General features: G+C 70.2%; 27 protein-coding genes. 11 read left to right on the forward strand and 16 right to left on the reverse strand.

What is annotated here, in order from left to right; translation table 11 throughout:
• Positions 1–49: 49 nt before the first annotated feature.
• Complete coding sequence (locus ACZ7LE_RS13600) at positions 50–880, forward strand: phosphoribosylaminoimidazolesuccinocarboxamide synthase (protein ID WP_470403797.1); 831 nt, start codon at positions 50–52, stop codon at positions 878–880.
• 60 nt (positions 881–940) lie between these two features.
• Here ACZ7LE_RS13600 and ACZ7LE_RS13605 read toward each other — a convergent pair whose 3' ends face one another.
• Both ACZ7LE_RS13605 and ACZ7LE_RS13610 read right to left on the reverse strand, forming a co-directional pair.
• Complete coding sequence (locus tag ACZ7LE_RS13605; RefSeq protein ID WP_377229358.1) at positions 941–1,186, reverse strand: type II toxin-antitoxin system RelE family toxin; 246 nt, start codon at positions 1,184–1,186, stop codon at positions 941–943.
• A 20-nt stretch (positions 1,187–1,206) separates the two neighbouring features.
• On the reverse strand, positions 1,207–1,476 hold the full coding sequence (locus tag ACZ7LE_RS13610) for a hypothetical protein (RefSeq protein WP_470403798.1): 270 nt from the start codon (positions 1,474–1,476) through the stop codon (positions 1,207–1,209).
• A gap of 164 nt (positions 1,477–1,640) precedes the next feature.
• On the opposite strand from ACZ7LE_RS13610, the gene ACZ7LE_RS13615 reads away from it, so the two are divergent.
• The gene (locus ACZ7LE_RS13615) at positions 1,641–3,527 is read left to right on the forward strand and encodes a DEDD exonuclease domain-containing protein (RefSeq protein ID WP_470403799.1); all 1,887 of its coding nucleotides are present in this window, start codon (positions 1,641–1,643) and stop codon (positions 3,525–3,527) included.
• Entirely contained in the window at positions 3,521–3,802 is a 282-nt protein-coding gene (locus tag ACZ7LE_RS13620; RefSeq protein WP_253867636.1) for an Lrp/AsnC family transcriptional regulator, read from the forward strand. The genes ACZ7LE_RS13615 and ACZ7LE_RS13620 overlap by 7 nt, the downstream gene beginning before the upstream one ends.
• 50 nt (positions 3,803–3,852) lie before the next feature.
• On the opposite strand, the gene qcrB (ACZ7LE_RS13625) is transcribed toward ACZ7LE_RS13620, so the two are convergent.
• From qcrB (ACZ7LE_RS13625) to ctaE, 6 genes are all read right to left on the reverse strand, one after another.
• Positions 3,853–5,631 carry a cytochrome bc1 complex cytochrome b subunit gene (qcrB, locus tag ACZ7LE_RS13625; protein ID WP_470403800.1) on the reverse strand — a complete coding sequence of 593 codons (1,779 nt, stop codon included), beginning with the start codon at positions 5,629–5,631 and terminating at the stop codon, positions 3,853–3,855.
• A gap of 174 nt (positions 5,632–5,805) precedes the next feature.
• Complete coding sequence (locus tag ACZ7LE_RS13630) at positions 5,806–6,435, reverse strand: superoxide dismutase (protein WP_377229354.1); 630 nt, start codon at positions 6,433–6,435, stop codon at positions 5,806–5,808.
• Between the two features lie 166 nt (positions 6,436–6,601).
• Positions 6,602–8,314: a cytochrome bc1 complex cytochrome b subunit gene (gene qcrB / locus ACZ7LE_RS13635; RefSeq protein ID WP_470403801.1), complete on the reverse strand. Its 1,713-nt coding sequence runs from the start codon at positions 8,312–8,314 to the stop codon at positions 6,602–6,604.
• A complete protein-coding gene (gene qcrA / locus ACZ7LE_RS13640; protein ID WP_470403802.1) occupies positions 8,311–9,381 on the reverse strand; it encodes a cytochrome bc1 complex Rieske iron-sulfur subunit in 1,071 nt (356 codons plus the stop codon). The genes qcrB (ACZ7LE_RS13635) and qcrA overlap by 4 nt, the downstream gene beginning before the upstream one ends.
• A complete protein-coding gene (gene qcrC, locus ACZ7LE_RS13645) occupies positions 9,378–10,157 on the reverse strand; it encodes a cytochrome bc1 complex diheme cytochrome c subunit (RefSeq protein WP_470403803.1) in 780 nt (259 codons plus the stop codon). Before qcrC ends, qcrA begins: the two co-directional genes overlap by 4 nt.
• Positions 10,158–10,262: 105 nt before the next feature.
• Complete coding sequence (gene ctaE, locus ACZ7LE_RS13650; RefSeq protein ID WP_108495698.1) at positions 10,263–10,916, reverse strand: aa3-type cytochrome oxidase subunit III; 654 nt, start codon at positions 10,914–10,916, stop codon at positions 10,263–10,265.
• Positions 10,917–11,094: 178 nt separating this feature from the next.
• On the opposite strand from ctaE, the gene ACZ7LE_RS13655 reads away from it, so the two are divergent.
• Complete coding sequence (locus ACZ7LE_RS13655; protein WP_470403804.1) at positions 11,095–11,556, forward strand: hypothetical protein; 462 nt, start codon at positions 11,095–11,097, stop codon at positions 11,554–11,556.
• Positions 11,553–12,602 carry an anthranilate phosphoribosyltransferase gene (gene trpD / locus ACZ7LE_RS13660; protein WP_470403805.1) on the forward strand — a complete coding sequence of 350 codons (1,050 nt, stop codon included), beginning with the start codon at positions 11,553–11,555 and terminating at the stop codon, positions 12,600–12,602. Before ACZ7LE_RS13655 ends, trpD begins: the two co-directional genes overlap by 4 nt.
• Before the next feature lie 9 nt (positions 12,603–12,611).
• Here the strand turns inward: trpD and ACZ7LE_RS13665 are convergent, their stop codons facing one another.
• From ACZ7LE_RS13665 to ctaC, 4 genes are all read right to left on the reverse strand, one after another.
• Positions 12,612–13,466, reverse strand: a complete 855-nt coding sequence (locus tag ACZ7LE_RS13665) for an SCO4651 family lipoprotein (protein ID WP_470403806.1) — start codon at positions 13,464–13,466, stop codon at positions 12,612–12,614.
• A 205-nt stretch (positions 13,467–13,671) separates the two neighbouring features.
• Entirely contained in the window at positions 13,672–14,073 is a 402-nt protein-coding gene (locus ACZ7LE_RS13670; protein ID WP_377232102.1) for a cytochrome c oxidase subunit 4, read from the reverse strand.
• A complete protein-coding gene (ctaD, locus tag ACZ7LE_RS13675) occupies positions 14,070–15,884 on the reverse strand; it encodes an aa3-type cytochrome oxidase subunit I (protein WP_377232101.1) in 1,815 nt (604 codons plus the stop codon). Before ctaD ends, ACZ7LE_RS13670 begins: the two co-directional genes overlap by 4 nt.
• Complete coding sequence (gene ctaC, locus ACZ7LE_RS13680; protein WP_285104330.1) at positions 15,884–16,807, reverse strand: aa3-type cytochrome oxidase subunit II; 924 nt, start codon at positions 16,805–16,807, stop codon at positions 15,884–15,886. Before ctaC ends, ctaD begins: the two co-directional genes overlap by 1 nt.
• Before the next feature lie 271 nt (positions 16,808–17,078).
• On the opposite strand from ctaC, the gene ACZ7LE_RS13685 reads away from it, so the two are divergent.
• A complete protein-coding gene (locus tag ACZ7LE_RS13685; protein WP_470403807.1) occupies positions 17,079–18,257 on the forward strand; it encodes a cysteine desulfurase family protein in 1,179 nt (392 codons plus the stop codon).
• A gap of 55 nt (positions 18,258–18,312) precedes the next feature.
• A complete protein-coding gene (locus ACZ7LE_RS13690; RefSeq protein WP_470403808.1) occupies positions 18,313–18,570 on the forward strand; it encodes a sulfurtransferase TusA family protein in 258 nt (85 codons plus the stop codon).
• 156 nt (positions 18,571–18,726) lie between these two features.
• Here ACZ7LE_RS13690 and erpA read toward each other — a convergent pair whose 3' ends face one another.
• Positions 18,727–19,080, reverse strand: a complete 354-nt coding sequence (gene erpA, locus ACZ7LE_RS13695) for an iron-sulfur cluster insertion protein ErpA (protein ID WP_020014294.1) — start codon at positions 19,078–19,080, stop codon at positions 18,727–18,729.
• A gap of 162 nt (positions 19,081–19,242) precedes the next feature.
• Positions 19,243–19,851: a hypothetical protein gene (locus ACZ7LE_RS13700; RefSeq protein WP_470403809.1), complete on the reverse strand. Its 609-nt coding sequence runs from the start codon at positions 19,849–19,851 to the stop codon at positions 19,243–19,245.
• Between the two features lie 41 nt (positions 19,852–19,892).
• Here ACZ7LE_RS13700 and nadA point away from each other — a divergent pair, with 41 nt between their 5' ends.
• The 3 genes from nadA to ACZ7LE_RS13715 all read left to right on the forward strand — a co-directional run bounded on the left by nadA (position 19,893) and on the right by ACZ7LE_RS13715 (position 22,339).
• Complete coding sequence (nadA, locus tag ACZ7LE_RS13705; RefSeq protein WP_470404551.1) at positions 19,893–21,107, forward strand: quinolinate synthase NadA; 1,215 nt, start codon at positions 19,893–19,895, stop codon at positions 21,105–21,107.
• 13 nt (positions 21,108–21,120) lie between these two features.
• Positions 21,121–21,726, forward strand: coding sequence for a DJ-1/PfpI family protein (locus ACZ7LE_RS13710; RefSeq protein ID WP_470403810.1), 606 nt, complete (start codon positions 21,121–21,123; stop codon positions 21,724–21,726).
• Positions 21,727–21,793: 67 nt separating this feature from the next.
• On the forward strand, positions 21,794–22,339 hold the full coding sequence (locus tag ACZ7LE_RS13715; RefSeq protein ID WP_470403811.1) for an acyl-CoA thioesterase: 546 nt from the start codon (positions 21,794–21,796) through the stop codon (positions 22,337–22,339).
• A 25-nt stretch (positions 22,340–22,364) separates the two neighbouring features.
• Here ACZ7LE_RS13715 and ACZ7LE_RS13720 read toward each other — a convergent pair whose 3' ends face one another.
• A complete protein-coding gene (locus ACZ7LE_RS13720; protein WP_470403812.1) occupies positions 22,365–23,744 on the reverse strand; it encodes a M20/M25/M40 family metallo-hydrolase in 1,380 nt (459 codons plus the stop codon).
• A gap of 56 nt (positions 23,745–23,800) precedes the next feature.
• Here ACZ7LE_RS13720 and ACZ7LE_RS13725 point away from each other — a divergent pair, with 56 nt between their 5' ends.
• On the forward strand, positions 23,801–24,421 hold the full coding sequence (locus tag ACZ7LE_RS13725; protein ID WP_470403813.1) for a DUF3043 domain-containing protein: 621 nt from the start codon (positions 23,801–23,803) through the stop codon (positions 24,419–24,421).
• An 87-nt stretch (positions 24,422–24,508) separates the two neighbouring features.
• Here the strand turns inward: ACZ7LE_RS13725 and ACZ7LE_RS13730 are convergent, their stop codons facing one another.
• Positions 24,509–25,522 carry an aldo/keto reductase family protein gene (locus ACZ7LE_RS13730; RefSeq protein ID WP_470403814.1) on the reverse strand — a complete coding sequence of 338 codons (1,014 nt, stop codon included), beginning with the start codon at positions 25,520–25,522 and terminating at the stop codon, positions 24,509–24,511.
• Between the last annotated feature and the right edge of the window lie 65 nt (positions 25,523–25,587).

Consider the following 25,587-nt stretch of genomic DNA (forward strand, 5'->3'; position numbering starts at 1 on the left):
CGCCGGACACCGGGCCGGACAGCGCAGGACCGACGGTAACCTTGGCCGCGTGGAACTGATCCGGAAGGGCAAGGTTCGCGAGGTCTACGCGGACGGCGACGATGTGATCCTGGTGGCCTCCGACCGCGTGTCGGTGTATGACGTCGTGCTGCCGACGGCCGTACCCGACAAGGGCGCGATCCTGACCCAGCTCTCGCTGTGGTGGTTCCGCCAGTTCGCGGACCTGGTGCCCAACCACGTGATCAGCGAGGACGTGCCCGAGGAGTGGGCGGGCCGCGCGATCCGCTGCAAGAAGCTGACGATCGTGCCCGTCGAGTGCATCGCGCGCGGGTACCTCGCGGGCGGCGGGCTGGACAGCTACAACGCCACCGGCAGCGTGTCCGGCGTGGCGTTCCCCCCGGGCCTGGTCGAGGCCGACCGCCTGCCGCAGCCCGTCTTCACGCCGTCCACCAAGGCGGACGAGGGGCACGACGAGTACATCTCCGTCGAGGAGATCGCCCAGGACCTCGGCGCGGAGACCACGGACCGGCTGCGCGAGCTGACGCTGGCGATCTATGACCGCGGCGCCGAGATCGCGCGCGAGCGCGGCGTCATCATCGCCGACACGAAGCTGGAGTTCGGGTTCGACGCCGACGGCGTCCTGACCCTTGCCGACGAGGTGCTCACCCCGGACTCCTCGCGCTTCTGGAAGGCGAGCGAGTACGAGCCGGGCCGCGGCCAGTGGTCCTACGACAAGCAGTTCGTGCGCGACTGGTCCTCGACCCTGACCGGCTGGGACCGCACCTACCCCGGCCCCGAGATCCCGGACGACGTGGTCAAGGAGACCCGCGCCCGCTACGTCGAGATCTACGAGCAGCTCACGGGCGAACGCTGGGCCTGACGGGCCGCTGGGCAAGCTGCACACCGCGTCATCATGCCTGTCTCGGACACCTCAGCCTCGCTACCAGGCCCCCTTGTACACGTCCCTGCGGTTGCCGATCTTGATGACGGTGACAACCACCTTGTCGTCGTCGATCTCGTAGATCACCCGGTGGTCACCGACCCGGATTCGATACTCGTCCCTGCCCGACAGCTTGGTTGCCCCATGAGGACGCGGGTCGTCCTCCAGCCTGCGGATCGCACTGCTGACGCGGTCAGCATCCTGTCTCTCCAGCTTGCGCAGCTCACGCGCGGCGGCGTTCGTCACCTCGACCCTGTACCGGCCCATCAGGCGTCCTGGTCTCGCGTCAGTTCGTCGAGGCTGAAACGCTGCCCGTCGTCGGGGTCCCGCTCGGCCGCCCACTTCTCCTCGGCAGCCAGCTCCAAGCGTTCGAGAATCCGAGCGTCGTCGGGGTCGATGAGGACTGCGACGACCTCGCCGTCGCGGACGACCCCGACCCTCAGATGTTCCGTACTGACGCGCGACAGCAGGTCAGAAGCCACGGCACCGAGGTCGGACTCGTCGACGGTCTCGTCCAGGTCGAGGTCTGTGTTCATGTGCTCATGCTTCCCGCACCTGTGGACAGCGCGCCATCCGGACGACCTACCTGGTCCGCCTCGCGGCTCCCTCCTTGGCTCACGAACAAGGCCGTACAGCGGCCTTCCCGCCCGACGGCGCGGCTCGAACAAGCGTGTCAGTGTCTGCCGATAGCCTCTCGCCCGTGAGCACCACCGCATCGGCCTACCAGGCCACCTTCGAGGAGCTCGGCACGCCGCTGCGCGACGTGACCTTCGTCGTCGTGGACCTGGAGACCACGGGGACCAACGCCACAGAGGGCGGCATCACCGAGATCGGCGCGGTCAAGGTGCGCGGCGGCGAGGTGCTGGGCGAGTTCCAGTCGCTGGTCAACCCGGGGCAGCCGGTCCCGGCGTTCGTCGCCCGGCTGACCGGCATCACGAACGCCATGGTCGCCACGGCGCCGGACATCGCGCTGGTGCTGCCGAGCTTCCTGGAGTTCGCGCACGACACGGTGCTGGTGGCGCACAACGCGCCGTTCGACGTCGGCTTCCTCAAGGCGATGTGCGCCCGGCTGGACTACCCGTGGCCCGGGTTCACCGTGGTGGACACCGTGCCGCTGGCCCGCCGCCTGGTCACGCGGGACGAGGCGCCCAACCACAAGCTGTCCACGCTGGCGAACCTGTTCCACGCCACCGTGTCCCCCGACCACCGGGCGCTGGCCGACGCACGGGCGACCGTCGACGTGCTGCACGCGCTCTTCGAGCGCCTCGCGCCGATGGGCGTCACGCACCTGGAGGACCTCGCGACGGCGGCCGACCCGGTGCCGCCCGAGGTGCGCCGCAAGCGGCACCTGGCCGACGGCCTGCCCGACTCGCCCGGCGTGTACATGTTCCGCGGCCCGGGCGACGAGGTGCTGTACGTCGGCACGTCCGTCAACATCCGCAAGCGGGTGCGCTCGTACTTCACGGCCGCCGAGAAGCGACGGCGGATCACCGAGATGGTGCGCATCGCCGAGCGGGTCACACCCGTCGCCTGTGCCACGCCGCTGGAGGCCCACGTGCGGGAGCTGCGGCTGATCACGGAGCACGCGCCGCGCTACAACCGCCGCTCCAAGTTCCCGGAGCGGCACTCGTGGGTACGTCTGACCGACGAGGCCTACCCGCGCCTGTCGGTCGTGGGCGGCGTCGTGCCGGGCGCCGCGCACATCGGCCCGTTCGGGTCCCGGCGCACCGCCCAGGAGGCCGTGCACGCCCTGCACGACGCCCTGAACCTGCGGCAGTGCACTGCCCGCATCCCGCTGGTCTCCAAACGACCTGGCAGCCCGTGCGCCCTGGCAGGCATGGGCCGCTGCTCGGCGCCGTGCGTGGCCACCGAGGCGCCCGACACGTCCTACGCCGACGTGGCCGATGCCGCGCGCGACGCCCTGACCGGTGACCCCGCCCCGGTGGTGCGGGCCCTCTCCGACCGGATCGCCACGCTCGCCCACCAGGAACGGTACGAGGAGGCCGGCGAGGTCACCCGTCGCCTGCGCGCCTTCGTGCAGGGCGCGCACCGGGCCCAGCGGCTCGGGCCCCTGGCCGCCTGCGCCGAGCTGGTCGCCGCGCGGCCGTCCGGCATCGGCGACGCCCCGGGCAAGCCCGGCGGCTGGGAGATCGTGGTGATCAAGCACGGCCGGCTCGCCGCGACCGACGTGTCGGCCCCGGGCGTCAGCCCGCTCCCCCTCGTGGACGCCCTGCGCACGACGGCGGAGCACGTCGAGCCGCCCGTCGCCCCGGCCCCCGCCGCGCACCCCGAGGAGACCGACCTGCTGCTCGCCTGGCTCGACGCCCCCGGCGTCCGGCTGGTCCACGTCAGCGATACCTGGGCGTGCCCGGTGCGCGCGGCGGGCGCGCACGCCGACCTGACCTGGGCGTCGGAGCGGGTGCGGACGGAGATCGGCGCGGCGGAGGGCCCAGCCGACGCCGCGCCCGGCACCGAGTCCGGCGCGGAGGCCCCGGCTGCGGCCGACGCGGAGGAGACCGCGGACGGAACCGCCGTCGTCCCGCGACCCGAGAACCCGCGGCACGTGGATACGATGACGGCATGCTGACCGCGATCGTCCTCATCGACGCCGAGACGTCCCGCATTCCCGAGGTCGCGCAGGAGGTCGCGAACATCGATGGTGTGAGCGAGGTCTTCTCCGTGACCGGCAAGACCGACCTCGTGGCGATCGTGCGCGTGCCCGAGCACGAGCAGCTCGCCGGCGTCGTCTCCGACACGGTGAACAAGGTGCCGGGCGTGCAGAACACCGAGACGCTCATCGCGTTCCGTGCGTTCTCCAAGGCGGACCTGGAGCAGGCGTTCGCCCTGGGGCTCGACGACTAGCTCGGCCCTGCTACCGCGGCCTGCTACCGCGGCCTGCTACCGCAGCCCCGCTACCGCGGAGCCTCGCCCGGTCCGGCGTCCGGTCCCCCGTCGCGCCGTCCCGCGGCGTCCTCTCCGGAGGTCCGCGGCCCGGCCGTGCGCGGGCCCGACGTGCCCTGCCCGCCGGAGCCGGTGCCGGCGCCCAACGACGCCGGGGTTCTGGCCTCGATCTCGTCGTGCTCCCCGTGCGAGTGGGCGGCCGCGAGCTCCGCGGGCGTGGCCGGCTCCACCCGGTCCTCGTAGAAGAACTCGGACAGCCGCTGCCAGCGCCGGTCGGACCGGTAGCCCTGGCGCTTGACGCCGCGGGCGTCCGTCGCAGGTCTGATCTCCAGCGGCTTCGGGGACGTGTGCTGGGTGCGCAGCCACACCTCCTGCGGGTCCAGGGGGGTGTGCACCTCGACGTACTCGCCGTTGGCGAAGCGCACGATCCGGCCGGACTCGTGCCCGTGCAGCACCAGCTCGCGGTCCTTGCGCTGCAGCCCGAGGCACACCCGTTTCGTCACGAAGAACGCGAACACGGGCCCCACGAACAGGAGCACGCGCAGCACCCACGTGATCGCGAAGATGCTCAGTGAGAAGTGCGTGGCGATGATGTCGTTCGTCGCCGCCAGGGCGCACACCAGGAACGCGACGAACAACGCGACGCCGACGCCCGTCCGCACCGGCCGGTTGCGCGGCCGGTCCAGCACGTGGTGCTCGCGGTGGTCCCCGGTCACGCGGGCCTCGAGGAACGGCCACGCGAAGAGCAGCGTGAACAGGATGCCCGGCACCACGACGGCCGGGATCAGGATGTTCATGCTCAGCGTGTAGCCGCCGATGACCCACTCCCAGCCCGGTCCCGGCATGAGCCGTAGCGCGCCGTCGACGAAGAGGATGTACCAGTCGGGCTGGGTGCCGGCCGAGACCGGCGCCGGGTCGTACGGGCCGTAGTTCCAGATGTTGTTGATCGCCATGGTGCCGCCCATGAGGGTCAGCACGCCCGCGATGATGAAGAAGTTGCCCGTCATCTTGGCGACGTACACCGGCGCCGCCGGGTAGCCGACGACGTTCTTGTCGGTGCGGCCACCACCCGGGTACTGGGTGTGCTTCTGCAGCACCATGAGGAACAGGTGCAGCGCGATCAGGGCGATCAGGATCCCGGGGATCACGAAGATGTGCAGGGTGAACAGCCGCGGGATGATGTGGTCGCCCGGGAACTCGCCGCCGAAGACGAGGAAGGACAGGTACGCGCCGATCAGCGGGATCGACTTGACCACGCCATCGATGATCCGCAGGCCGTTGCCGGAGAGCACGTCGTCGGGCAGCGAGTAGCCGGTGAAGCCCGCAGCCAGGGCCAGGATCAGCATCGTCAGCCCGACGATCCAGTTGATCTCGCGCGGCTTGCGGAACGCGCCGGTGAAGAAGATCCGGAACATGTGCAGCACGATCGAGCCGATGAAGATCAGGGCCGACCAGTGGTGGATCTGCCGCATCAGCAGACCGCCGCGCACCTCGAACGACATGTCCACGGTGGAGTTGAACGCCGCCGACATGAGCTGGCCCTGCATCGACGGCGGGTAGTCGCCCTCGAACCGCACCAGCGCCATGGACGGCTCGAAGAACATCGTCAGGAAGAACCCGGACGCGATGAGCACCACGAACGAGAACAGGGCGATCTCGCCCAGCATGAAAGACCAGTGGTCGGGGAAGACCTTGCGCGCCAGCTCCTTGACCAGCACCCCGATGGTGGTGCGCTGGTCCAGGTAGTCGGCGGCCTTGCCGACGGCACTCGGACGCTGCTTCGTTGCCACGTCATCACCCCTGATTTCGGCGGCGCGGGCTCTACCGTTGACCTCCAGTAGACACCGTGCCGGGCTTTGCTTCCACCCTCGCCGACGAATCGGGGCCCGGGAACGTGACACGACAGATCCGGCGCACCCCGGGGAGAGTCCCCCCAGAGGTGCGCCGGATCTGTGGTCAGGCCGTCAGGCCGAGGCGACGACGAGACCCGCGGTCTGCGTCTTCGCCCGCGCCAGGCGCTCGGAGACGTTGCTCCACGACACCAGGTTCCACCAGGCCTTGATGTAGTCCGGGCGGACGTTCAGGTAGTCGATGTAGTAGGCGTGCTCCCAGCAGTCCAGCATGAGGACGGGGGTGAGCGCGAAGGGGATGTTGCCCTGCTGGTCGAACAGCTGCACGACGACCAGCTTCTGGCCCACGGAGTCCCAGGCCAGGACGGCCCAGCCGGAACCCTGGACACCGGCGGCAACGGCGGTGAAGTGCGCCTTGAACTTCTCGAACGAGCCGAAGTGCTCGTCGATCGCCGTGGCGATGTCGCCGGTCGGCTCGCCGCCGGCCTCCGGTGCCATGTTCGTCCAGAAGATCGAGTGGTTGATGTGACCACCGAGGTTGAACGCGAGGTCCTTCTCGATCTTGTTGACGTTCGCCAGGTTGCCCGTCTCGCGGGCCTCCTCGAGCTGCTCCAGGGCAGTGTTGGCACCCTTGACGTACGTCGCGTGGTGCTTGGAGTGGTGCAGCTCCATGATCTTGCCCGAGATGTGCGGCTCGAGCGCGGCGTAGTCGTAGGTCAGGTCAGGGAGCGTGTAAACAGCCATTGCTGAGGTACCTCCAGGATCGGTCCGCACACCGGACGGTGCGCAGGGGTGGGACGCCGTCCTGGTCGTGCGCCGAGGTGGTGCCCGCCGGGACGGCAATGGCCCGTGTCCCCGGCCGCAGATGCGGACCAGGAGACACAGGCCATCGCTTGGGGTCGCAGGTCGCTCAGTGCTCCCGCGAGGTGGATCCCGCGCCTGCCTCGACGGCCTGGCGCTCGGAGCCGTGCAGCTCGTCGTGCTCACCGTGCGAGTGCGCGGCGGCGACCTCCGCCGGGGTGACGGGCGAGACGCGGTCCTCGTAGAAGAACCGGGACAGGCCCTGCCAGCGCTTGTCGGCGCCGTAACCCTTGCGCTTCACGCCGCGGGCGTCCGTCTTCGGGGCGATCGCCAGCGGGGCAGGCGCGTCGTAGTTGACGCGCAGCCAGCGCTCCTGCTCGTCGAGCGGGGTGTGGACCTCGATGTACTCGCCGGTGGCGAAGCGCACGATGCGGCCCGACTCGTGGCCGTGCAGCACCAGCTCGCGGTCCTTGCGCTGCAGCCCGAGGCAGATGCGCTTGGTGACCCAGTACGCGAACACCGGCCCCACGAAGAACAGGACGCGGAACACCCAGGTGATCGCGTTGATCGACAGCGCGAAGTGCGTCGCGATGAGGTCGTTCGACCCGGCCAGGGCCAGGATGATGAACGCCGTCAGGAACGCGACACCCAGGCCGGTACGGGCCGGCTTGTTGCGCGGCCGGTCCAGCACGTGGTGCTCGCGGTCGTCGCCGGTCACCCGCGCCTCGAGGAACGGGTACACGATGAGGAACGTGAACAGGATGCCCGGGATGACCACGGCAGGGATCAGCACGTTCAACGGCAGCGTGTAGCCGAAGATGACCCATTCCGTGCCCTGGCCCGGCATCAGACGCAGCGAGCCCTCCAGGAACAGCATGTACCAGTCCGGTTGGGCACCCGCGGAGACCGGTGACGGGTCGAACGGCCCGTAGTTCCACACGTTGTTGATCGACATCGTGGCGCCCATGAGCGCCAGCACGCCGAAGACCATGAAGAAGTTGCCGGTCATCTTGGCGACGTACACCGGCGCCGCCGGGTAGCCGACGACGTTCTTGTCGGTGCGGCCGCCGCCCGGGTACTGGGTGTGCTTCTGCAGCACCATCAGGAACAGATGCAGCGCGATGAGCGCCAGCAGGATGCCCGGCACCACGAAGATGTGCAGCGTGAACAGGCGCGGCACGATGTGGTGGCCCGGGAACTCGCCGCCGAAGATCATGTACGACAGGAACGAGCCGATCAGCGGGATCGACTTGACCACGCCGTCGGTGATGCGCAGGCCGTTGCCGGAGAGCACGTCGTCGGGCAGCGAGTAGCCGGTGAAGCCGGCCGCCAGGCCCAGGATCATGAGCAGGATGCCGACGATCCAGTTGATCTCGCGCGGCTTGCGGAACGCGCCGGTGAAGAACACGCGCATCATGTGCACCACGATCGAGGCCATGAAGATCAGGGCCGACCAGTGGTGGATCTGCCGCATGAGCAGACCGCCGCGCACCTCGAACGACATGTCGAGCGTCGAGGCGAACGCGACGGACATGAGCTGACCGTGCATGGTCGCGGGGTGCTCACCCTCGTAGGTGGTGAGCGCCATCGACGGCTCGAAGAACATCGTCAGGAAGAAGCCCGAGATGATCAGCACCACGAACGAGAACAGGGCGATCTCGCCGAGCATGAAGGACCAGTGGTCCGGGAAGACCTTGCGCGCGAACTCCTTGACGGCGACGCCGATGGAGGTGCGCTGGTCGAGGTAGTCCGCGGCCTTGCCGACGGTCGTCGTCGGCTTGGCCGGAGCCTCGGGCTTGGTGTCGTGGGTCGCGGTGCTCACTTCAGGCGCTCCCAGAAGCTCGGGCCGATGGGCTCGGCGAAGTCGTCCTGCGCGACGAGGTAGCCCTCGTCGTCGACGGTGATCGGCAGCTGCGGCAGCCGGCGGTTGGCCGGGCCGAAGACGACCTTCGCGCTGTCCGCGATGTCGAACGTCGACTGGTGGCAGGGGCACAGGAGGTGGTGGGTCTGCTGCTCGTACAGGGCCACCGGGCAGCCCACGTGCGTGCAGATCTTCGAGTAGGCGACGATCCCCTCGTGCGACCACGTCTCACCCTCGGGCGACTGGTCCGTACGGAGGTCCTCCGGGTTGAGGCGGACCATCAGGACCACGGCCTTGGACTTCTCGTTGATCCACTCGTGCGTCGAGCGGAACTCCTCGGTGGTCTCCGGGATCACGTGGAAGACGGAGCCGACGGTGACGTCGGCGGCCTTGATGGGCCGGCCCGAGGGGTCGATCGCCAGGCGCGTGCCGTTCTTCCACATCGTGTGCTTGAACTTGGAGACGTTCCAGTCGCCACCCACGGAGCCGATCAGCGGCACCGCGATGGCCAGCGGGAACAGCGCCAGAGCACCGAAGAAGGCGCCCTTGAGCACGCCACGGCGTCCGACGACGCCCGAGTCGGCGAGACCGTCGTTCAGGTCCCGGACCGCGATCGCGCGGTCCTCGTCGTTCGTCGCGAGGGGGTGCCGCTCCTGGACCATCTCCTTGTCGCCCATCAGCGACTTGGCCCAGTGGATGCCGGCGATGCCGATGCCGAGCAGCGACACCGCGAGGCCGAGGCCGAGCAGCAGGGTCGACAGGCGGACGCCCGAGGTCGTGCCGTCCGGCGGGACCATTACGTAGGCGACGATCGAGCCGACCGTGCCCAGGATCGACAGGACGAACAGGAAGGTGACGGTCCGCTCGGCGCGCTTGGCGGCGCGCGGGTCGGTGTCCGTCAGGCGGTGCTTGTGCTCCGGGATGCCCGGGTCAGGGAACCGCTCCGGGTGCCCTACGGCGGTACCCGCCTCGGGGGTGACCGTCACCTCGTGCGAGGTGTCGGCAGGGTTGTTCTGGTTCTCGCTCACGAGGACTTCGCTCCGATCCACACTGCGGCGCCGATGAGCAGGCCGAGGCCGATCACGAAGGCCCAGAGACCTTCGGACACCGGTCCGAGGGCGCCGAGCGCGTTACCGCCGGCCGAACCCTCGCGCTGCTCGACGAGGAACGACACGATGTCGCGCTTCTCGTCCGGCGTGATGTTCGCGTCGTTGAACACCGGCATCGACTGCGGGCCGGTGAGCATCGCCTGGTAGATGTTCCGCTCCGACGTCTCCCAGAGGGCGGGGGCGAACTTGCCCTCCGAGAGTGCGCCGCCGGCGCCGACGGCGTTGTGGCACATGGCGCAGTTGGTGCGGAAGAGGGCCATGCCGTTCGAGGGGTCACCCAGCGTGGGGTCGACCTGCTCGTCGGTAGGGATGGCGGGGCCGGCACCCAGCGAGGCGACGTACGCGGCCAGCGCCGCGGTCTGCTCCGCGTCGAACTGCGGCGGCTTGGCCTCGGCCTGCGGGCCGTTCATCTGCATCGGCATGCGGCCGGTCGACACCTGGAAGTCGACGGCGGCAGCGCCGACGCCCACCAGGGACGGCACGCCGTCGGTGCCCTCCGCGTTCGCGCCGTGGCACGTCGCGCAGTTGGCCTGGAACAGCTTCTTACCGGTCTCGATGTCCGCGGTGCTGACGGTCTCGGCCTTAGCCGTGCTCGGAGCCAGGGCGGCGTAGACGCCGCCCGTGGTCAGCAGCGCCAGCAGCAGGAGTACGACCGGCGCCAGCCGGTGATGCCTGCGGGCGGCGAGTGCCTTCACGAAAATTTCCTCGTCTCGCTGTGAGTGTTGAGCTTCTCTGTTATCAACCTATGCCACCGCACGTGGCCGTGAGGCGCGGCTGCCCGGGGGCGACCGCGCGACCGGTCAGCGCAGCAGGTAGATCACCGCGAAGAGCGCGATCCACACCACGTCGACGAAGTGCCAGTAGTAGGACGTGACAATCGTGGTGGTGGCCTCGTGGTGACCGAAGCGCTTGGCGGCGAAGGAGCGGCCGAGCACGAAGAGGAAGGCGATCAGACCGCCGGTGACGTGCAGGCCGTGGAAGCCGGTGGTCATGTAGAAGACCGAACCGTAGGCGCTGGACGAGATGGTCAGGCCCTCGTGCACCAGCTCGGTGTACTCGAAGATCTGGCCGCCGATGAAGAACGCGCCCATGAGGTACGTCATGGTCAGCCACTCGTGCATGCCCCAGGTCCAGAACTGGAAGAGCTTCCCGGAGCGCGACGGCTTGAACTGCTCGGCCTTGAAGACCGCCCACTGGCAGGTGAACGAGGACAGCACCAGGACGATCGTGTTGATCGTGGAGAAGGTGATGTTCAGCTTGTCCGCCTGTAGCGCCCACTCCTCGGCCGGCATGGTCTGCCGGACGGTGAAGTACATCGCGAAGAGCGCTGCGAAGAACATGAGCTCGCTCGCGAGCCAGACGATCGTCCCGACCGAGACCGGGTTCGGACGATTGACTGTCACGTGCTGGTGCGTGGGGGTGGCTGCAGCCGTTGCGGTCGACACGACAGCCATTATGGCCGACGTTCGGGTGTCCCGAACGCCGAACCGTCACAGACGCTCGCGTCGAATCTCACAAAGTCCTTTCAACGCCCTACGTGGGCCGTCACTTGCTGACGCGATTGAACAGAGTGCCATGAAAAGGGCGCGGACAAATCTGCCGCAGGGGCGGGGTCTGTGCCACGATCGACGCATGACCGGCATGACGACGGATGTGACCAGCGCAGGCACGAGCGGTACGCCCTCCCCCAGCGCGACGTCGAGCCCGCGAGTCCTCCTGTACAGCGACGACCGCACGGTACGCGAGCAGGTACGCCTCGCCGTGGGCCCGCGCCTGCACGCGGGCGAGCCCGACATCGTGTGGGCCGAGGCCGCCACCGCGGCCGCCGTGGTGGACAAGGCCGACAACGAGACGTGGGACCTGCTCGTCCTCGACGGAGAGGCCGACCAGGCCGGCGGCATGGGCCTGTGCCGCCAGCTCAAGAACGAGATCTACGAGTGCCCCCCGGTGCTGGTCCTCACGGGCCGCCCGGCGGACGCCTGGCTCGCGACCTGGTCGCTGGCCGACGGCGTGGTGGCACGCCCGCTCGACGCCATCAAGGTCCAGGAAGCCGTCGCGCGCCTGCTCGACCCCTCGACGGCAGGTACCGCGTGAACCTCGAGGCACCCACGTGGTCCGGCCTGCTCGCCGGGCTCATGACCGGCACCGACCTGAGCCAGCAGGAGGCCCGCTGGGCCATGGACCGGGTGATGACCGGTGAGGTCTCGCCCGTCCAGCTCGCCGGCTTCCTCGTGGCCTTGCGCGCCAAGGGCGAGACCGTCGAGGAGCTCGCGGGCCTGACCGAGTCTATGATCGAGCACGCGGTGCGCATCGACGTGCCCGGGCCGTCGGTGGACATCGTCGGGACCGGCGGCGACCGTGCGCACACCGTGAACATCTCCACGATGGCGTCCGTGGTCATCGCGGGCGCCGGCCTGCGGGTCGTGAAGCACGGCAACCGGGCGGCATCGTCGTCGTCGGGCAGCGCGGACGTGCTGGAGGAGCTGGGCATCCGCCTGGACCACGCGCCGGAGCGGGTCGCGCAGATCGCGCGCGAGGCGGGCATCACCTTCTGCTTCGCGGCGGCGTTCCACCCGTCCATGCGCCACGCGGGCGTGACCCGCAAGGAGCTGGGCGTGCCCACGGCCTTCAACTTCCTGGGCCCGCTCACCAACCCGGCCCAGCCGCGCGCCGCCGCCGTCGGCTGCGCCGACGCGCGGATGGCGCCGCTGATGGCGGGCGTCTTCGCCGAGCGGGGCAAGTCCGCGCTGGTCTTCCGGGGGGACGAGGGGCTGGACGAGCTCGCCGCGACGGCGGGCGCCACCGTCTGGGAGGTGTCCGGGGGAACGGTCACCGAGCACCGCATCGACCCCGCCGACGACCTCGGGCTGACGCGCATCAAGGTCGAGGACCTGCGCGGCCACGACGCGGCCTACAACGCGGGCGTCGCCCGGGCGGTGCTGGCGGGCGAGGACGGGCCGGTGCGCGAGACCGTGCTGCTCAACGCGGCCTCCGGCCTCGTCGCCGACGGCACGCTGCCCGGTACGGGCTCCGGGACCCTTGTGGAGCGCCTCACCGCCGGCATCGGCCTCGCGGCCCAGGCCGTGGACTCGGGGGCGGCGCAGGCCACCCTGGAGCGCTGGGCCCAGGCCGCGAGGTAGAGCGAAGGATCAGCCCATCATGCCCTCGGTCAGCTCGTCCATGGTGACGAGCTGGTCCGCGGTCGGCGCGGCGATGTCGACGGGCTCACCCCAGTCGGTGAACGTGCCGCTCGCGACCACGGGCTTTCCCTCGATGGTCATCGTCATGGCCAAGGCGCGAGCCAGGTTGTCCTCGTCCACGTTGTAGACGATCTCGACCTCGCCCATCTCTGCGAGCACGTCCTCGGGCATGCCCTCGACCTGCGGGCCGGTCATCTTCGTCGCGTCGACGAGCAGCGTGTACACGTCCGTCTCGACGCCGTCGACCGTCTCGGGGCCGGACTTCTCGAACGACGTGATGGCACCCTCCATGCCCTGCAGCTGGGCGGCGGGGTCCATGTCCTCCAGGCTGCTGCGCATGACGTCACCCATGCTCTTGAAGAGAACGCCCATCGGGTTGTCGCTCTTGCCGGCCTCGGTCAGGCTGAAGAACTTGCCGGACGTCGACTCGCCCATGTTCATGTAGAAGTCGCCGTCGAAGAGGACCATGTCGGCGGTCTCGCCCTCGATGTCCATCGTCATCGCCATCGCCGGGTTCGCCGGGTCGGCCAGGTTGATGTCGGCCTCGACGGGAGCACCCGCCAGTCCGGCCTCCTCCGCCCCCTCGCCCGAGTAGCCCATCGACATGTGGACGGTGCCCGCCTCGGTCTGCGCCGCGGAGAGCTCCTCGACGAACGAGGCCTGGGTCAGCTCGACCTGGGCCTGCGCCGACTCGGTGGGAGCTGCCTCGTCGGCGGAGCCGCTCGAGCTCGCCGCCGCACAGCCGCCGAGACCCACGACGAGCACGCTCGCCGTCGCCAGCACCACCGTCTTGGAGTAACGCACTGTTGACCTTCCTGCCCGCTCTCCGGGCGACGCACAGGTTGCGTCGGGGAACCGGCCAGCGAACGTTCGATCTCACCACGCTTGGCGCGTCGCACCCTGTCATCAGCGGGTGAAACAGCGGGTGAAACGAACAAACCCGGCATCCGAACGCACCCTCAGGTGAGGGTACGTTCCGACGCCGGGTCGGTCGCTGAAGCGGAAGGTCTCAGTGCGAGTGGATGCCCCGCGAGTACTCGAAGACCCAGCCCACGAGCGCGATGATCGCCACGCAGAAGCCGATGTAGAGCACCCACCAGCCCACGGCCAGGCCGAGGAAGCAGATCGCGGCCGAGCCGGCGATCGCGAGCGGCCACCAGCTCCAGGGCGCGTACACACCCTGGTCGCCCGCTGCGTCCTCGATGTTGCCGTTCGGGTCGTCCTCTGGCCGGGCGTCGATGCGCCGGGCCGTCAGCGTCAGGTACGCGCCGATCATCGCCACCAGGGCACCGACCAGCGGCATGCCCAGGAAGCCGACCGGCTCCTGCCAGTCCGTCATGAAGCCGTAGACGACCCCGGCCAGGACGAAGAAGGGCGTGCCCCAGAGGAACAGCCGGCTCTCGATCTTCACTTGCTGGTCCCCTCGTCCGGCTGGTCAACGATGGTCGTGCTGCTCTGACCCGACTCGCCGCCGCCGTGCGCGGCACGCTGCTGGGCCTGCTTGTCCTGACCGCGCCGGTCCGCCTCGCCGTAGATGTTGTCGAGCACACCGCGGTTGTACTCCGGGTGCTCCATCGCGACGACCTCGGGGTGGTGCAGGTCGAACGCCGGCGACTCCGAGCGGATGCGCGGGAGCGACGCAAAGTTGTGCCGCGGCGGCGGGCAGGACGTGGCCCACTCCAGGGAGCGGCCGTAGCCCCACGGGTCGTCGACCGTGACCTTGGGCGCCTTGCGCCAGGTGATGTAGACGTTCCAGAAGAACGGCAGGGTGGACGCGGCGAGGATGAACGCGCCGATCGTGGACACCTGGTTCTCCCAGGTGAAGCCCTCCTGCGGCATGTAGTCCGCGTAGCGGCGCGGCATGCCCTCCACACCCAGCCAGTGCTGGATGAGGAACGTGGTGTGGAAGCCGACGAAGAGCATCCAGAAGTGCACCTTGCCCAGGCGCTCTGACAGCATGCGGCCGGTCATCTTGGGCCACCAGAAGTAGAACCCGGCGAACATCGCGAACACGACGGTGCCGAAGACCACGTAGTGGAAGTGCGCGACCACGAAGTACGAGTCGGAGAGCTGGAAGTCCAGCGCCGGGCTCGACAGGATGATGCCGGTCAGACCGCCGAAGAGGAACGTCACGAGGAAGCCGATGGACCAGAGCATCGGTGTCTCGAACGTGAGTTTTCCTCGCCAGAGCGTGCCGATCCAGTTGAAGAACTTCACGCCGGTCGGCACCGCGATGAGCATCGTCATGAACGCGAAGAACGGCAGCATGACGGCGCCGGTCACGTACATGTGGTGGGCCCACACCGTCACCGACAGCGCCGCGATGGCGATGGTCGCGTAGACCAGGCCCGTGTAGCCGAAGATCGGCTTGCGGCTGAAGACCGGGAAGATCTCGGACACGATGCCGAAGAACGGCAGCGCGATGATGTACACCTCGGGGTGCCCGAAGAACCAGAAGAGGTGCTGCCAGAGGATGGCGCCACCGTTCTCCGGGTTGAAGATCTGCGCGTCGAGACGGCGGTCGGCACCCAGCGCGAACAGGGCCGCGGCCAGGGGCGGGAACGCCATCAGCACCAGGAGGCTGGTGACCAGCGTGTTCCAGGTGAAGATCGGCATCCGGAACATGGTCATGCCCGGCGCACGCATGGTGATGATCGTGGTGATGAAGTTGACCGCACCGAGGATCGTGCCGAAACCGGCCAGCGCCAGGCCGAAGACCCAGAGGTCTCCGCCCAACCCTGGACTGTAGGTGGTGGTCGACAGCGGCGCGTACGCGAACCAGCCGAACGACGCGGCGCCCTGCGGCGTGAGGAACCCGGCGGTGGTGATGAGGCCACCGAACAGGAACAGCCAGTAGGCGAACATGTTCAGGCGCGGGAACGCGACGTCGGGCGCGCCGATCTGGAGCGGCATGATCACGTTCGCGAAGCCCGCGAACAGCGGGGTGGCGAACAGCAGCAGCATCACGGTGCCGTGCATCGTGAAGAGCTGGTTGTACTGCTCCTTGCTCTGCACCAGCTGGATGCCCGGCTCGAAGAGCTCGGCCCGGATCAGCAGGGCCATCAGGCCGCCGATGCAGAAGAAGATGAACGACGTGATCAGGTAGAGGTACCCGATCGTCTTGTGGTCAGTGGACGTGATCCACTTGATGACGGTCCGGCCGAGCGTCTGCCTCCCGGGCGCCAGGCCCGGGATCAGCTCGGTCGTGGTCGCTGCGGCCATCAGTGCCCAGCCTCCTCTTCCAGTGTTTCTGCCGGGTCCTCCACCGGGCCGGCGGTGCGGGCGAGGTCCATGCCCAGCGAGCCGGTCTGACCCTTCGCCTCGAGCTCCGCCATGTGGGCGTCGTACTCCTCGGCGGACACGACCTTCACGTTGAAGAGCATGCCGGAGTGGAACTCGCCGCAGAGCTCGGCGCACTTGCCGGCGTACGTGCCCTCACGGGTCGGCGTGACCTGGAACGTGTTGGTCCGGTTCGGGATCATGTCCTGCTTGTACAGGAACGCGGGGATCCAGAACGAGTGGATGACGTCGCGCGAGTCGAGCGTGAACTCGACCGTCTCGTTCACCGGCAGGTAGAGCGTCGGGAAGGACGTCGAGGTGCCGACGGCGCCGTCGAGCTCGTCCTCCGCGGTAACGCTGCCGGGGTCCGCCTCGTGCTCGCCGTAGTCGTAGACGTCGGCGTCGAGGTAGTTGAAGTCCCAGCTCCACTGCTTGCCGATGACCTGGATGTGCTCGGTCGCGGTGCCGTCGACGGTCTTGATGGCCGTCACGTCGCGGTCGGTGTACCAGAACAGCACGAGCACCATGATGATCGGCACGGCCGTGTACATGAGCTCGAGCGGCAGGTGGTAGCGCGTCTGCACCGGGAGCTGGTGGTCGTCCTTGCGCTTCCGGTAGGCCGCGATGCACCACAGCATCAGGCCCCAGGTCACGATGCCCACGGCGAGAGCAGCGATCCACGAGCCCACCCACAGGTCGGTGATGCGCTCGGTCTGGTTAGTCACCTCCCCGTCGCTGTAGCCGGGCAGGTATCCGCGCTGGACGGATTCACTTGCGCAGCCGGAGGCCAGCACTGCGACTGCGGCGGCAAGAGCCGACGCACGCAGGATGGCCCGCCGGGTGCGGGTAGGTGGCTTCGAGTGCAAGGGAGGCCTTTCACGTCTCGTCCGGCGCGTCGCACCGGTTTCCTCCCGAGCTCCACGCAGAACCTTCGTCCTCGATGGGATGCAGCCTAGCGCGCTCCGGGGCCTGATGATGCCCGGAAGGCCCCCACGGGAACGTGACGCACTCCGCACGCCGGGCACACATCGACGCTGTTCAGGACACCCACCCGGGTCGTGTCAGAACGATCGCCGCGACGGACCGGCGGGCGGGGGTGCGAGGATCAGGTGGACGGCACAAGGAGCAGGAGGACGTGTGAGCCACGCCACCCCAGGTATCCCCGAACGGGTCTACCTCGACAACGGCGGACGCGCCCCGTGGCACCCGCTCGCCCGGCAGGCCTTCGAGCAGGCCCTCGCGGACGGCTGGGCCGACCCGCGCCGGCTGCACGCCGAGGGCCGCCGTGCGGCCCGGCTGCTCGACGGCGCCCGCGAGGCGATCGCCGCCGTGCTCGGCGCGCGGACCCAGGAGGTCCGGTTCACGCCGAGCCACACGGCCTCCCTGCACGCCGCGGTCGCGGCGGCGGCCGCCGCTCGACGGCGCGCCGGTTCCGCGGTCGTCGTCAGCGCGGTCGAGCGTGCCGCCGTGCTGCACGCGGCGACGCTCGCCGCGGGCCGTGCCGGCGCGGAGGGCGCGGGCGCGCCGCCCGGTCCCGTGCCCGTCGACCGGCTCGGGCGGGTCGACGTGGACGCCATGGTCGCGGCGGTCGGGGCGTCCGGCGTCGCGCTGGCCGCGCTCCAGCACGCGAACGGCGAGGTGGGCACGGTCCAGCCGGTCGGGGCGGTGCACGACGCCGCGCGCGCGGCCGGCGTCCCGCTGCTGGTCGACGCCGGGGCGAGCGTCGGCCACGTGGCGGTGCCCGGCGCCTGGGACCTCCTCGCCGCCGACCCGGCCGACTGGGGCGGCCCCGCCGGCGTCGGCGTCCTCGCCGTCCGGCAGCGGGTGCGCACCGCGCCCGTCGGGCCCGAGGACGAGGACCCCTGGGCCCCGGGCGGTGTGAGCGTGCCGCTCGCGTTCGCCGCCGCCGTGGCGCTGCAGGCGGTCGAGTCCGACCGCGTGGCGCAGGAGGCGCGACGCCGGGCGCTCGTGGAGCGTGTGCGCGCCACGGTGGCAGGGATCCCCGACGTCGAGGTGGTGGGCGACCCGGACGACCGGCTCCCCCACGTGGCCACGTTCTCGTTCCTCTATGTGGACGGCGAGGCACTCGTGACGGAGCTGGACCGGCTCGGGTTCGCCGTCGGCTCTGGGTCGGCGTGCACCGCGAGCACTCTGGAACCGTCGCACGTGCTGGCTGCAATGGGTGTGCTCACGCACGGCAACGTGCGGATCGCCCTGGACCGGTCCACCACGGCCGACGACGTCGACCGCTTCTGCGCGGTGCTCCCGGGCGCGGTGTCGAAGGTCCGCGAGATGCTGGGCGTCGGCGGCCTCTGAGACCCCGCTGCCCGCCCGCGAGGTGTCAGACGCACAGGTCACTAGAGTGACCCGTGTGTCTGACACGTTGGTGGACGCTCGCGGGCTGCGCTGCCCGCTGCCCGTCATCCGGCTCGCCGCGGCCGCGAAGGACCTGCCCGCGGGCACGGAGCTGACCGTCCTGTCGACCGACCCCGCGGCCAGGCACGACGTGCCCGCGTGGTGCCGGATGCGCGGCCACGAGCACGTGGGGACGCGGGAGCACCGGGCCCAGGACCCTGCAGCCCAGGACGAGGACTGGGACGGCTGGGCCGTCACGGTCCGCCTCGGCTGACTTGCGCCCTCCCCTTTGAGGCCCGGGTTTCTTCGCTTTGGACGGCGCCAAAGCGAAGAAACCCGGGCCTCAAAGGGGACAAGCGGGGACGACGACGGGCCGGTCACCCTGGGGTGACCGGCCCGTCGTGCCGAGACTGCGCTCAGCGAGCTCCGATCAGGAGAACGACCCGCCGCAGGCGCACGCGCTGCCGGCGTTCGGGTTGTCGATCGTGAAGCCCTGCTGCTCGATGGTGTCCTTGAAGTCGATCGTGGCGCCCTCGAGGTACGGCACGCTCATCTTGTCCACGACGACCTCGACGCCGTCGTAGTCGCGCAGAGCGTCCCCGTCGAGCACCCGCTCGTCGAAGTAGAGCTGGTAGATCAGCCCGGAGCAGCCACCCGGCTGCACCGCTACGCGGAGGCGCAGGTCGTCGCGGCCCTCCTGCTCGAGCAGGCTACGGACCTTGCCCGCGGCGACGTCGGTGACGTTGACGCCGTGGGTAGCGATGTCCGTGGTGGTGTCGGTCATGTCATCTCCCGATCGTGTTCGACATACCGGTAGTCGATCCTTGAACGTTGCCAACTCATCGGCTGGTCCGTCTGTTCCCGCGTTCCGGTCTGTTCTCAGATCGTACGCCCAGGTGCCGCCCGAGCCCATCACCGTTCCACGTGCGCGGCGTCACCCGCGCGGTCACCGGGCCCAGCCCGGCGACCAGGTCCGGGCCACGCGCGCCACGTCGTCGTCCGCCACCTCGTGCACCCCGCTCAGGCCCGCCGTGGACCACTCCCGCCTGCTCACCTGGCTGCGTCCGGTGAGCACGACGACGGGGACCGCGTGCGGCGCGGCGGCAGCCGCCGCCTCCACGACGACCCCCCGGTGCAGCCCCTCGCCGTCGAGCAGCGTGACGTACGCCACTACGACGTCGGCGCGCGCGGCGGCGTCGGTCAGCGCTGCCCGCTCCGCGCGCGGCAGGGCCGACGGGGCGGGTCCGGGCGCCGTCGGCCCGGGGTGGGCGGGCCCCACGTCCTGCGGCCCGACGGCGGCCGGCCGGCCGACCGGGATCGCCGGACCCGCCAGGAGCACGCCGCGGCCCGCGCTGTCGTCGTGCCCCGCGCCCGACCCGGGACCCGGCGCGCCGCCCGGACCACCCGGCCCACCTGCGGACACGGCAGCGGACGCGGGCACCCGGACGGCCCGCGCCTCGGTGCCGGCGTGCGGCGCGGCGGCATGCCACGCGGAGGCCAGTCGCTCGGCGTCGGGCAAGGTCTCGGCAAGCAGCAGCACGTGCACGAGAGGCATCGTGGCATCGTCCGGTCAAGGTGTCACCACCGCGTGTCATGATGGTGACCGTGAGCACCCTGCTGGCTGAATACTCCGGCTTCTCCGAGCCCGCCTCGTCCCCGTTGCTGCTGCTCGGCCAGGGGCGTGACCTGGCCTCCGAGCGCGGCGTGGAGTGCACGGGCGAGCTGCCCGCACCGAGCGACCCCGACCTGGTGGACCGGGCGCGCGCCGCACGGGCCGCCCTCGGCAGCCGCGCGTTCGTCCTGGGCCACCACTACCAGCGCGACGAGGTCATCGACTTCGCCGACGTCACCGGCGACTCCTTCAAGCTCGCGCGCGAGGCCGCGGCCCGCCCCGAGGCCGAGTTCATCCTGTTCTGCGGCGTGCACTTCATGGCCGAGAGCGCGGACATCCTCACCTCCGACGCGCAGCAGGTCGTGCTGCCGGACCTCGCCGCCGGCTGCTCGATGGCCGACATGGCCGCGATCGGCCAGGTCGAGGAGGCCTGGGCCGTGCTGCAGGACGTCGGCGTCGCGGACTCGACGATCCCCGTCACCTACATGAACTCGTCGGCCGCCATCAAGGCGTTCACCGGGCGCCACGGCGGCACCGTCTGCACGTCCTCCAACGCGGAGGTCGCGCTGCGCTGGGCGTTCGACCAGGTGGGCGGCATCGACGGCACCGGCAAGGTGCTCTTCCTGCCCGACCAGCACCTGGGCCGCAACACCGCCGTGCTGGAGCTCGCGATGTCCCTGGACGACTGCGTGGTCTTCGACCCGCGCAAGCCGAACGGCGGGCTGACCGACCAGGAGCTGCGCGACGCCCGGATGATCCTGTGGCGCGGGCACTGCTCGGTGCACGGCCGCTTCTCGGAGCAGAACGTCACCGACATCCGCGCGGCGGTGCCCGGGGTCAACGTGATGGTGCACCCCGAGTGCAAGCACGAGGTCGTCACCGCGGCCGACTACGTCGGCTCGACCGAGTACATCATCAAGCAGCTCGAGGCCGCCGAGCCCGGCTCCTCGTGGGCCATCGGCACGGAGCTCAACCTGGTCCGCCGCGTCGCCCGCGCGCACCCCGACAAGCAGGTGCACTACCTCGACTCGACGGTGTGCTTCTGCTCCACCATGAACCGCATCGACCTGCCCCACCTGGTGTGGGCCATGGAGTCGCTCGTCGAGGGACGCATGGTGAACCGGATCGTCGTGGACGCCGACGACGCCCACTGGGCGCGCGTGGCGCTCGACCAGATGCTGGCCCTTCCCGGAATCTGACCGGGCTGAGCGTGTGAGCGGCAACGGCGGGCTGCGCATCGGGATCTTCGTCTTCGACGGGGCGGAGGAGCTCGACGTCGTCGGGCCCTTCGAGGTCTTTGCGGAGTGGGGCTCCCACTCGCAGCTGCGGCCGACCGTGAGCACGTTCTCCTGGGACGGCGCCGGCGTGCGGCTCGCCAAGGGGCTGCGGATCCTGCCCGCGCACGGCGCGGACGACATGGGTCCGCTGCACGTGCTGGTCTACCCGGGCGGCCTGGGCACGCGGCCGCTGCTGGCCGAGCCCGGGCACCTGGAGTGGCTGCGCCAGATCCGCAAGCAGACCCCGATCATGGCGAGCGTCTGCACGGGCGCCCTGCCCCTGGCCGCCGCCGGGCTGCTAGCGGGACGGCCCGCCACCACGCACCACGAGCACTACGACGAGCTCACCGAGCTGGACTCGAGCGTGCTGGTGGACACCGAGGCGCGCTACGTGGACGACGGCGACGTGATCACGTCGGCCGGCGTCTCCTCGGGCATCGACATGGCTCTCCACCTGGTCGAACGTCTGGAGACACCGGCCGTGGGGCGGCTGGTGCGCAACGCGATCCAGCACCCGGCGACGCCGTCCGGCACAGCCTGACCCGGCGCCCGGCCAGGTGCCGGACAAGGTATCTGATACTGCCGGTTCCCGGTATAACCTTCGACGCATGGCTCGCATGCTCCAGCTCACCTGGACCGGACTCTTCCCGCGCAAGGCCCGCCCCGGACAGACCCTGCTCGACCCGTCGGTCACCCGGATGCGCGTGGGGCCCCTGGACCTCGACTCGTACCTGCACGTCAACAACGGCACGTACCTGCAGATGATGGACGTGGCCCGGAACAACCAGATCGCCGACCTCGGTATGTTCCCGATCGCCAAGGAGAAGGGCTGGGCCCCCGTGGTCGCGGCGTCGACCATCAAGTACCGGCGCTCCCTGCAGCCGTTCGAGCGGTTCGAGATCACGACCCGGATCCTGGGCTGGGACGAGCGCGTCTTCTACCTGGAGCAGGTCTTCACACGGGGCGACAAGCTGTGCGCCCGCGGGATCGTCGCCAGCCGGTTCCTGGACCGCAAGGGCAACCGGATCTCGGCGCTCGACGTCGTCCGGGACGCGACCGGGCAGGACCTGCCCTCCCCCGCGCTCCCCGAGGACGTCGCGGCCTGGGCCCGCGCGATGGATGTCGCACCGCGCGAGCCCGCCGCGAAGAACTAGCGGGACGGGAAGATCAGCGGGACGGCTACAGGCCCTCGCCGATCTTGGTGAGCAGCAGCGCCTCGGCCAGCACGACGTTCTGCAGCTCGCCCAGGTGCACCGACTCGTTCGCGCCGTGCGCCCGCGAGTCCGGATCCTCGACGCCGGTCACGAGGATCGCGGCGTCCGGGAAGATCTCGAGCAGGTCCGCGATGAACGGGATGGACCCGCCCACGCCGACGTCGACCGGCGGGGTGCCCCACGCCTCGGTGAAGGCGGCACGGGCTGCCCGCATCGCCGCCGTGTCGCCCGGTGCGAGGAAGGGCTTGCCCTGCTCGCCCGAGCGCCACGTGACCTGCGCGCCGAACGGGGCGTGCTTCGCCACGTGGGCGGCGAGGGCGGCGTCGGCCGCGACCGGGTCCTGGCCCGGCGCGAGCCGCAGCGAGATCTTCGCGGCGCAGCGCGGCGCGATCGTGTTGGACGCCTCAGCCACCGAGGTGACGTCCATGCCGATGACGGACAGCGCGGGCTTGGACCAGAGCCGTCCCGAGAGCGTGCCGGTGCCGGCGAGCTCCGCGCCGTCGAGCAGCGAGGAGTCGGCGCGGAACTCGGCCTCGGAGTAGTCGACCTCGGGCTCGGGCGCGGTGACCAGGCCCTCGACCGCGACGTCGCCGGCCGCGTCGTGGAACGTCGCCACGAGGCGCGACATCAGGGTGACGGCGTCCAGCACCGCGCCGCCGAACATGCCGGAGTGCACCGCGTGGTCCAGGACCCGCAGCTCGATCTCGCCGTCCACCAGGCCACGCAGCGACGTCGTGAGGGCGGGGACACCCACCTTCCAGTTCGTGGAGTCGGCCACGACGATGACGTCGGCCGCGAGCAGGTCGCGGTACTGCTCCAGGAACGCGCGGAACGACGGCGACCCCGACTCCTCCTCGCCCTCCAGGAAGACGGTGACGCCCACGGGCAGGTCCGCGCCGTCGGGCACGCCGAGGGTGCGCAGGGCGCCGAGGTGGGCCACGATGCCCGCCTTGTCGTCGGCCGCGCCCCGGCCGTAGAGCCGCTCCCCCACCTGCGTGGGCTCGAACGGCTCGGTGTCCCAGGTCGCGGGGTCGCCCGGCGGCTGCACGTCGTGGTGCGCGTACAGCAGCACGGTCGGCGCACCCTCGGGCGCAGGCCGGCGCGCGACGACGGCGGGCGCACCGGGCGTGCCGTCGGGGCGCGGGGCGGACAGGATCTGGACGTCGGGCAGACCGGCGTCGCGCAGGAGCTGCGCCGTGGCGGCGGCGCTGGCGGCCACGTGCGTCTGGTCGAACGCGGCGGCCGAGACGCTCGGGATGCGCACGAGGGCCTCGAGGTCGGCCTGCAGGGCGGGGAACAGCTCGGTGACGCGGGCCCGGAGGGCCGCGGTGGTATCGGTGGTCACGGCCCCACGTTAACGGCTCGGAACCGGCCGGCGCCGGGAGCGATTAGGCTGGGAGGGTGTTCTCCCGCAGCAAGACTTCGACTCCAGACGGCGTGACCCCCGTGGGCGACTCCCCGGACGAGGTGACGCCGACGTCCGACACGACGTCGGGCGCCGCCGCCGGCAAGGGCCGGCCCACGCCCAAGCGCAACGTCGCGCAGGCCGCGAACAAGCGTCCCCTGGTCCCGGACGACCGCCGGGCGGCCCGCAAGGCGCAGCGCGAGAAGTCGCGCATCGACCGGGAGCGTTCCTACCAGGCGATGCAGACCGGCGACGAGCGGTACATGCCGGCCAAGGACAAGGGCCCGGTGCGCCGCTACGTGCGCGACTTCGTGGACGCGCGCTGGAACCTCGGTGAGTTCTTCCTGCCGGTCGCGTTCATCTTCCTGTTCGCGACGTTCTTCACGACGCAGTACCCGCAGCTCAGCATCTTCGTGATGCTCGGCCTGTACGGGTTCCTGTTCCTGACGATCATCGACGTGTGGCTGCTGTGGCGTTCGCTGAAGAAGCGCCTGACGGCCAAGTTCGGCGAGGTGCCCCGCGGCCTCGTGATGTACACGGTCACGCGCGCCTACCAGCTCCGCCGGTCGCGGCTGCCCAAGCCGATGAGCAAGAAGCGCGGCAACTACCCGGAGTGACCCGGGACCGACACCACAGACCTGTGGCGAGGCGGAACCGGTCGGTTCTGCCTCGCCACAGGTCTTTTCGGCTCCGGGAGCCGGAGGTCAGGCCAGACGCTTCTTCGGCATGCCCTCGAGGGTCTTGGCCGGGTCGCGCTCGACGACGCCGTCGAGGGCCTCGTCGATCTGCTTGAGCAGCTCGGCCGGGATGGTCACGCCCGACGCCTTGACGTTCTCGGCGACCTGCTCGGGGCGGGACGCGCCGACGAGCGCGGCGGCCACGTTGTCGTTCTGCAGCACCCACGCCACGGCGAGCTGCGCCATGGACAGGCCCAGCTCGTCGGCGACCGGCTTGAGGTTCTGCACGGCGGTCAGGGTCTCGTCGCTCATGAAGCGGCTGATCGTCTGCGCGCCGCCCTTCTGGTCCGTGGCCCGCGAGCCCGCCGGAGCGGCCTGGCCCGGCAGGTACTTGCCCGAGAGCACACCCTGCGCCATGGGCGACCACACGATCTGCGAGACGCCGACCTCCTTCGAGGCGGGCACGACCTCGTCCTCGATGACGCGCCACAGCATCGAGTACTGGGGCTGCGAGGAGATGAGCTGGAAGCCGAGCTCCTTGGCGAGCGCGGCGCCGGCGCGGATCTGGTCGGCGGTCCACTCGGAGACGCCGATGTAGAGGGCCTTGCCCTGGCGGACGACGTCGGCGAACGCCTGCATCGTCTCCTCCAGCGGCGTCTCGACGTCGTAGCGGTGCGCCTGGTACAGGTCGACGTAGTCGGTGCCGAGCCGCGTCAGGGAGCCGTTGATCGACTCCAGGATGTGCTTGCGCGACAGACCCGTGTCGTTGGGCCCCTTGGGCCCGGTCGGCCAGTACACCTTGGTGAAGATCTCCAGGGACTCGCGGCGCTCGCCCCGCAGCGCGTCGCCGAGCACCTGCTCCGCGACCGTGTTGGCGTACACGTCCGCGGTGTCGAAGGTGGTGATGCCGGCGTCGAGGGCGGCGCGGACGCACGCCGAGGCGACGTCGTTCTCGACCTGCGAGCCGTGGGTGAGCCAGTTGCCGTACGTGATCTCCGAGATCTTGAGACCACTGTTGCCGAGGTACCGGTAGTTGACCATGGCATCAGCCTATGACAACGATCGAATCGCTTTGACCCGGTTTCGCGCACCGGAAGGACCACGTC

This window comes from Promicromonospora sp. NPDC110617 (assembly GCF_055598465.1).

Coding starts and splice junctions, on each gene's coding strand:
- ACZ7LE_RS13610 (WP_470403798.1), bottom strand. CDS start 1,476: ATGAACACAGACCTCGACCTGGACGAGACCGTCGACGAGTCCGACCTC.
- ACZ7LE_RS13620 (WP_253867636.1), top strand. CDS start 3,521: ATGCTGACCGCGATCGTCCTCATCGACGCCGAGACGTCCCGCATTCCC.
- ACZ7LE_RS13630 (WP_377229354.1), bottom strand. CDS start 6,435: ATGGCTGTTTACACGCTCCCTGACCTGACCTACGACTACGCCGCGCTC.
- ctaE (WP_108495698.1), bottom strand. CDS start 10,916: ATGGCTGTCGTGTCGACCGCAACGGCTGCAGCCACCCCCACGCACCAG.
- ACZ7LE_RS13655 (WP_470403804.1), top strand. CDS start 11,095: ATGACCGGCATGACGACGGATGTGACCAGCGCAGGCACGAGCGGTACG.
- ctaD (WP_377232101.1), bottom strand. CDS start 15,884: ATGGCCGCAGCGACCACGACCGAGCTGATCCCGGGCCTGGCGCCCGGG.
- erpA (WP_020014294.1), bottom strand. CDS start 19,080: ATGACCGACACCACCACGGACATCGCTACCCACGGCGTCAACGTCACC.
- ACZ7LE_RS13700 (WP_470403809.1), bottom strand. CDS start 19,851: ATGCCTCTCGTGCACGTGCTGCTGCTTGCCGAGACCTTGCCCGACGCC.
- nadA (WP_470404551.1), top strand. CDS start 19,893: ATGGTGACCGTGAGCACCCTGCTGGCTGAATACTCCGGCTTCTCCGAG.
- ACZ7LE_RS13715 (WP_470403811.1), top strand. CDS start 21,794: ATGGCTCGCATGCTCCAGCTCACCTGGACCGGACTCTTCCCGCGCAAG.
- ACZ7LE_RS13730 (WP_470403814.1), bottom strand. CDS start 25,522: ATGGTCAACTACCGGTACCTCGGCAACAGTGGTCTCAAGATCTCGGAG.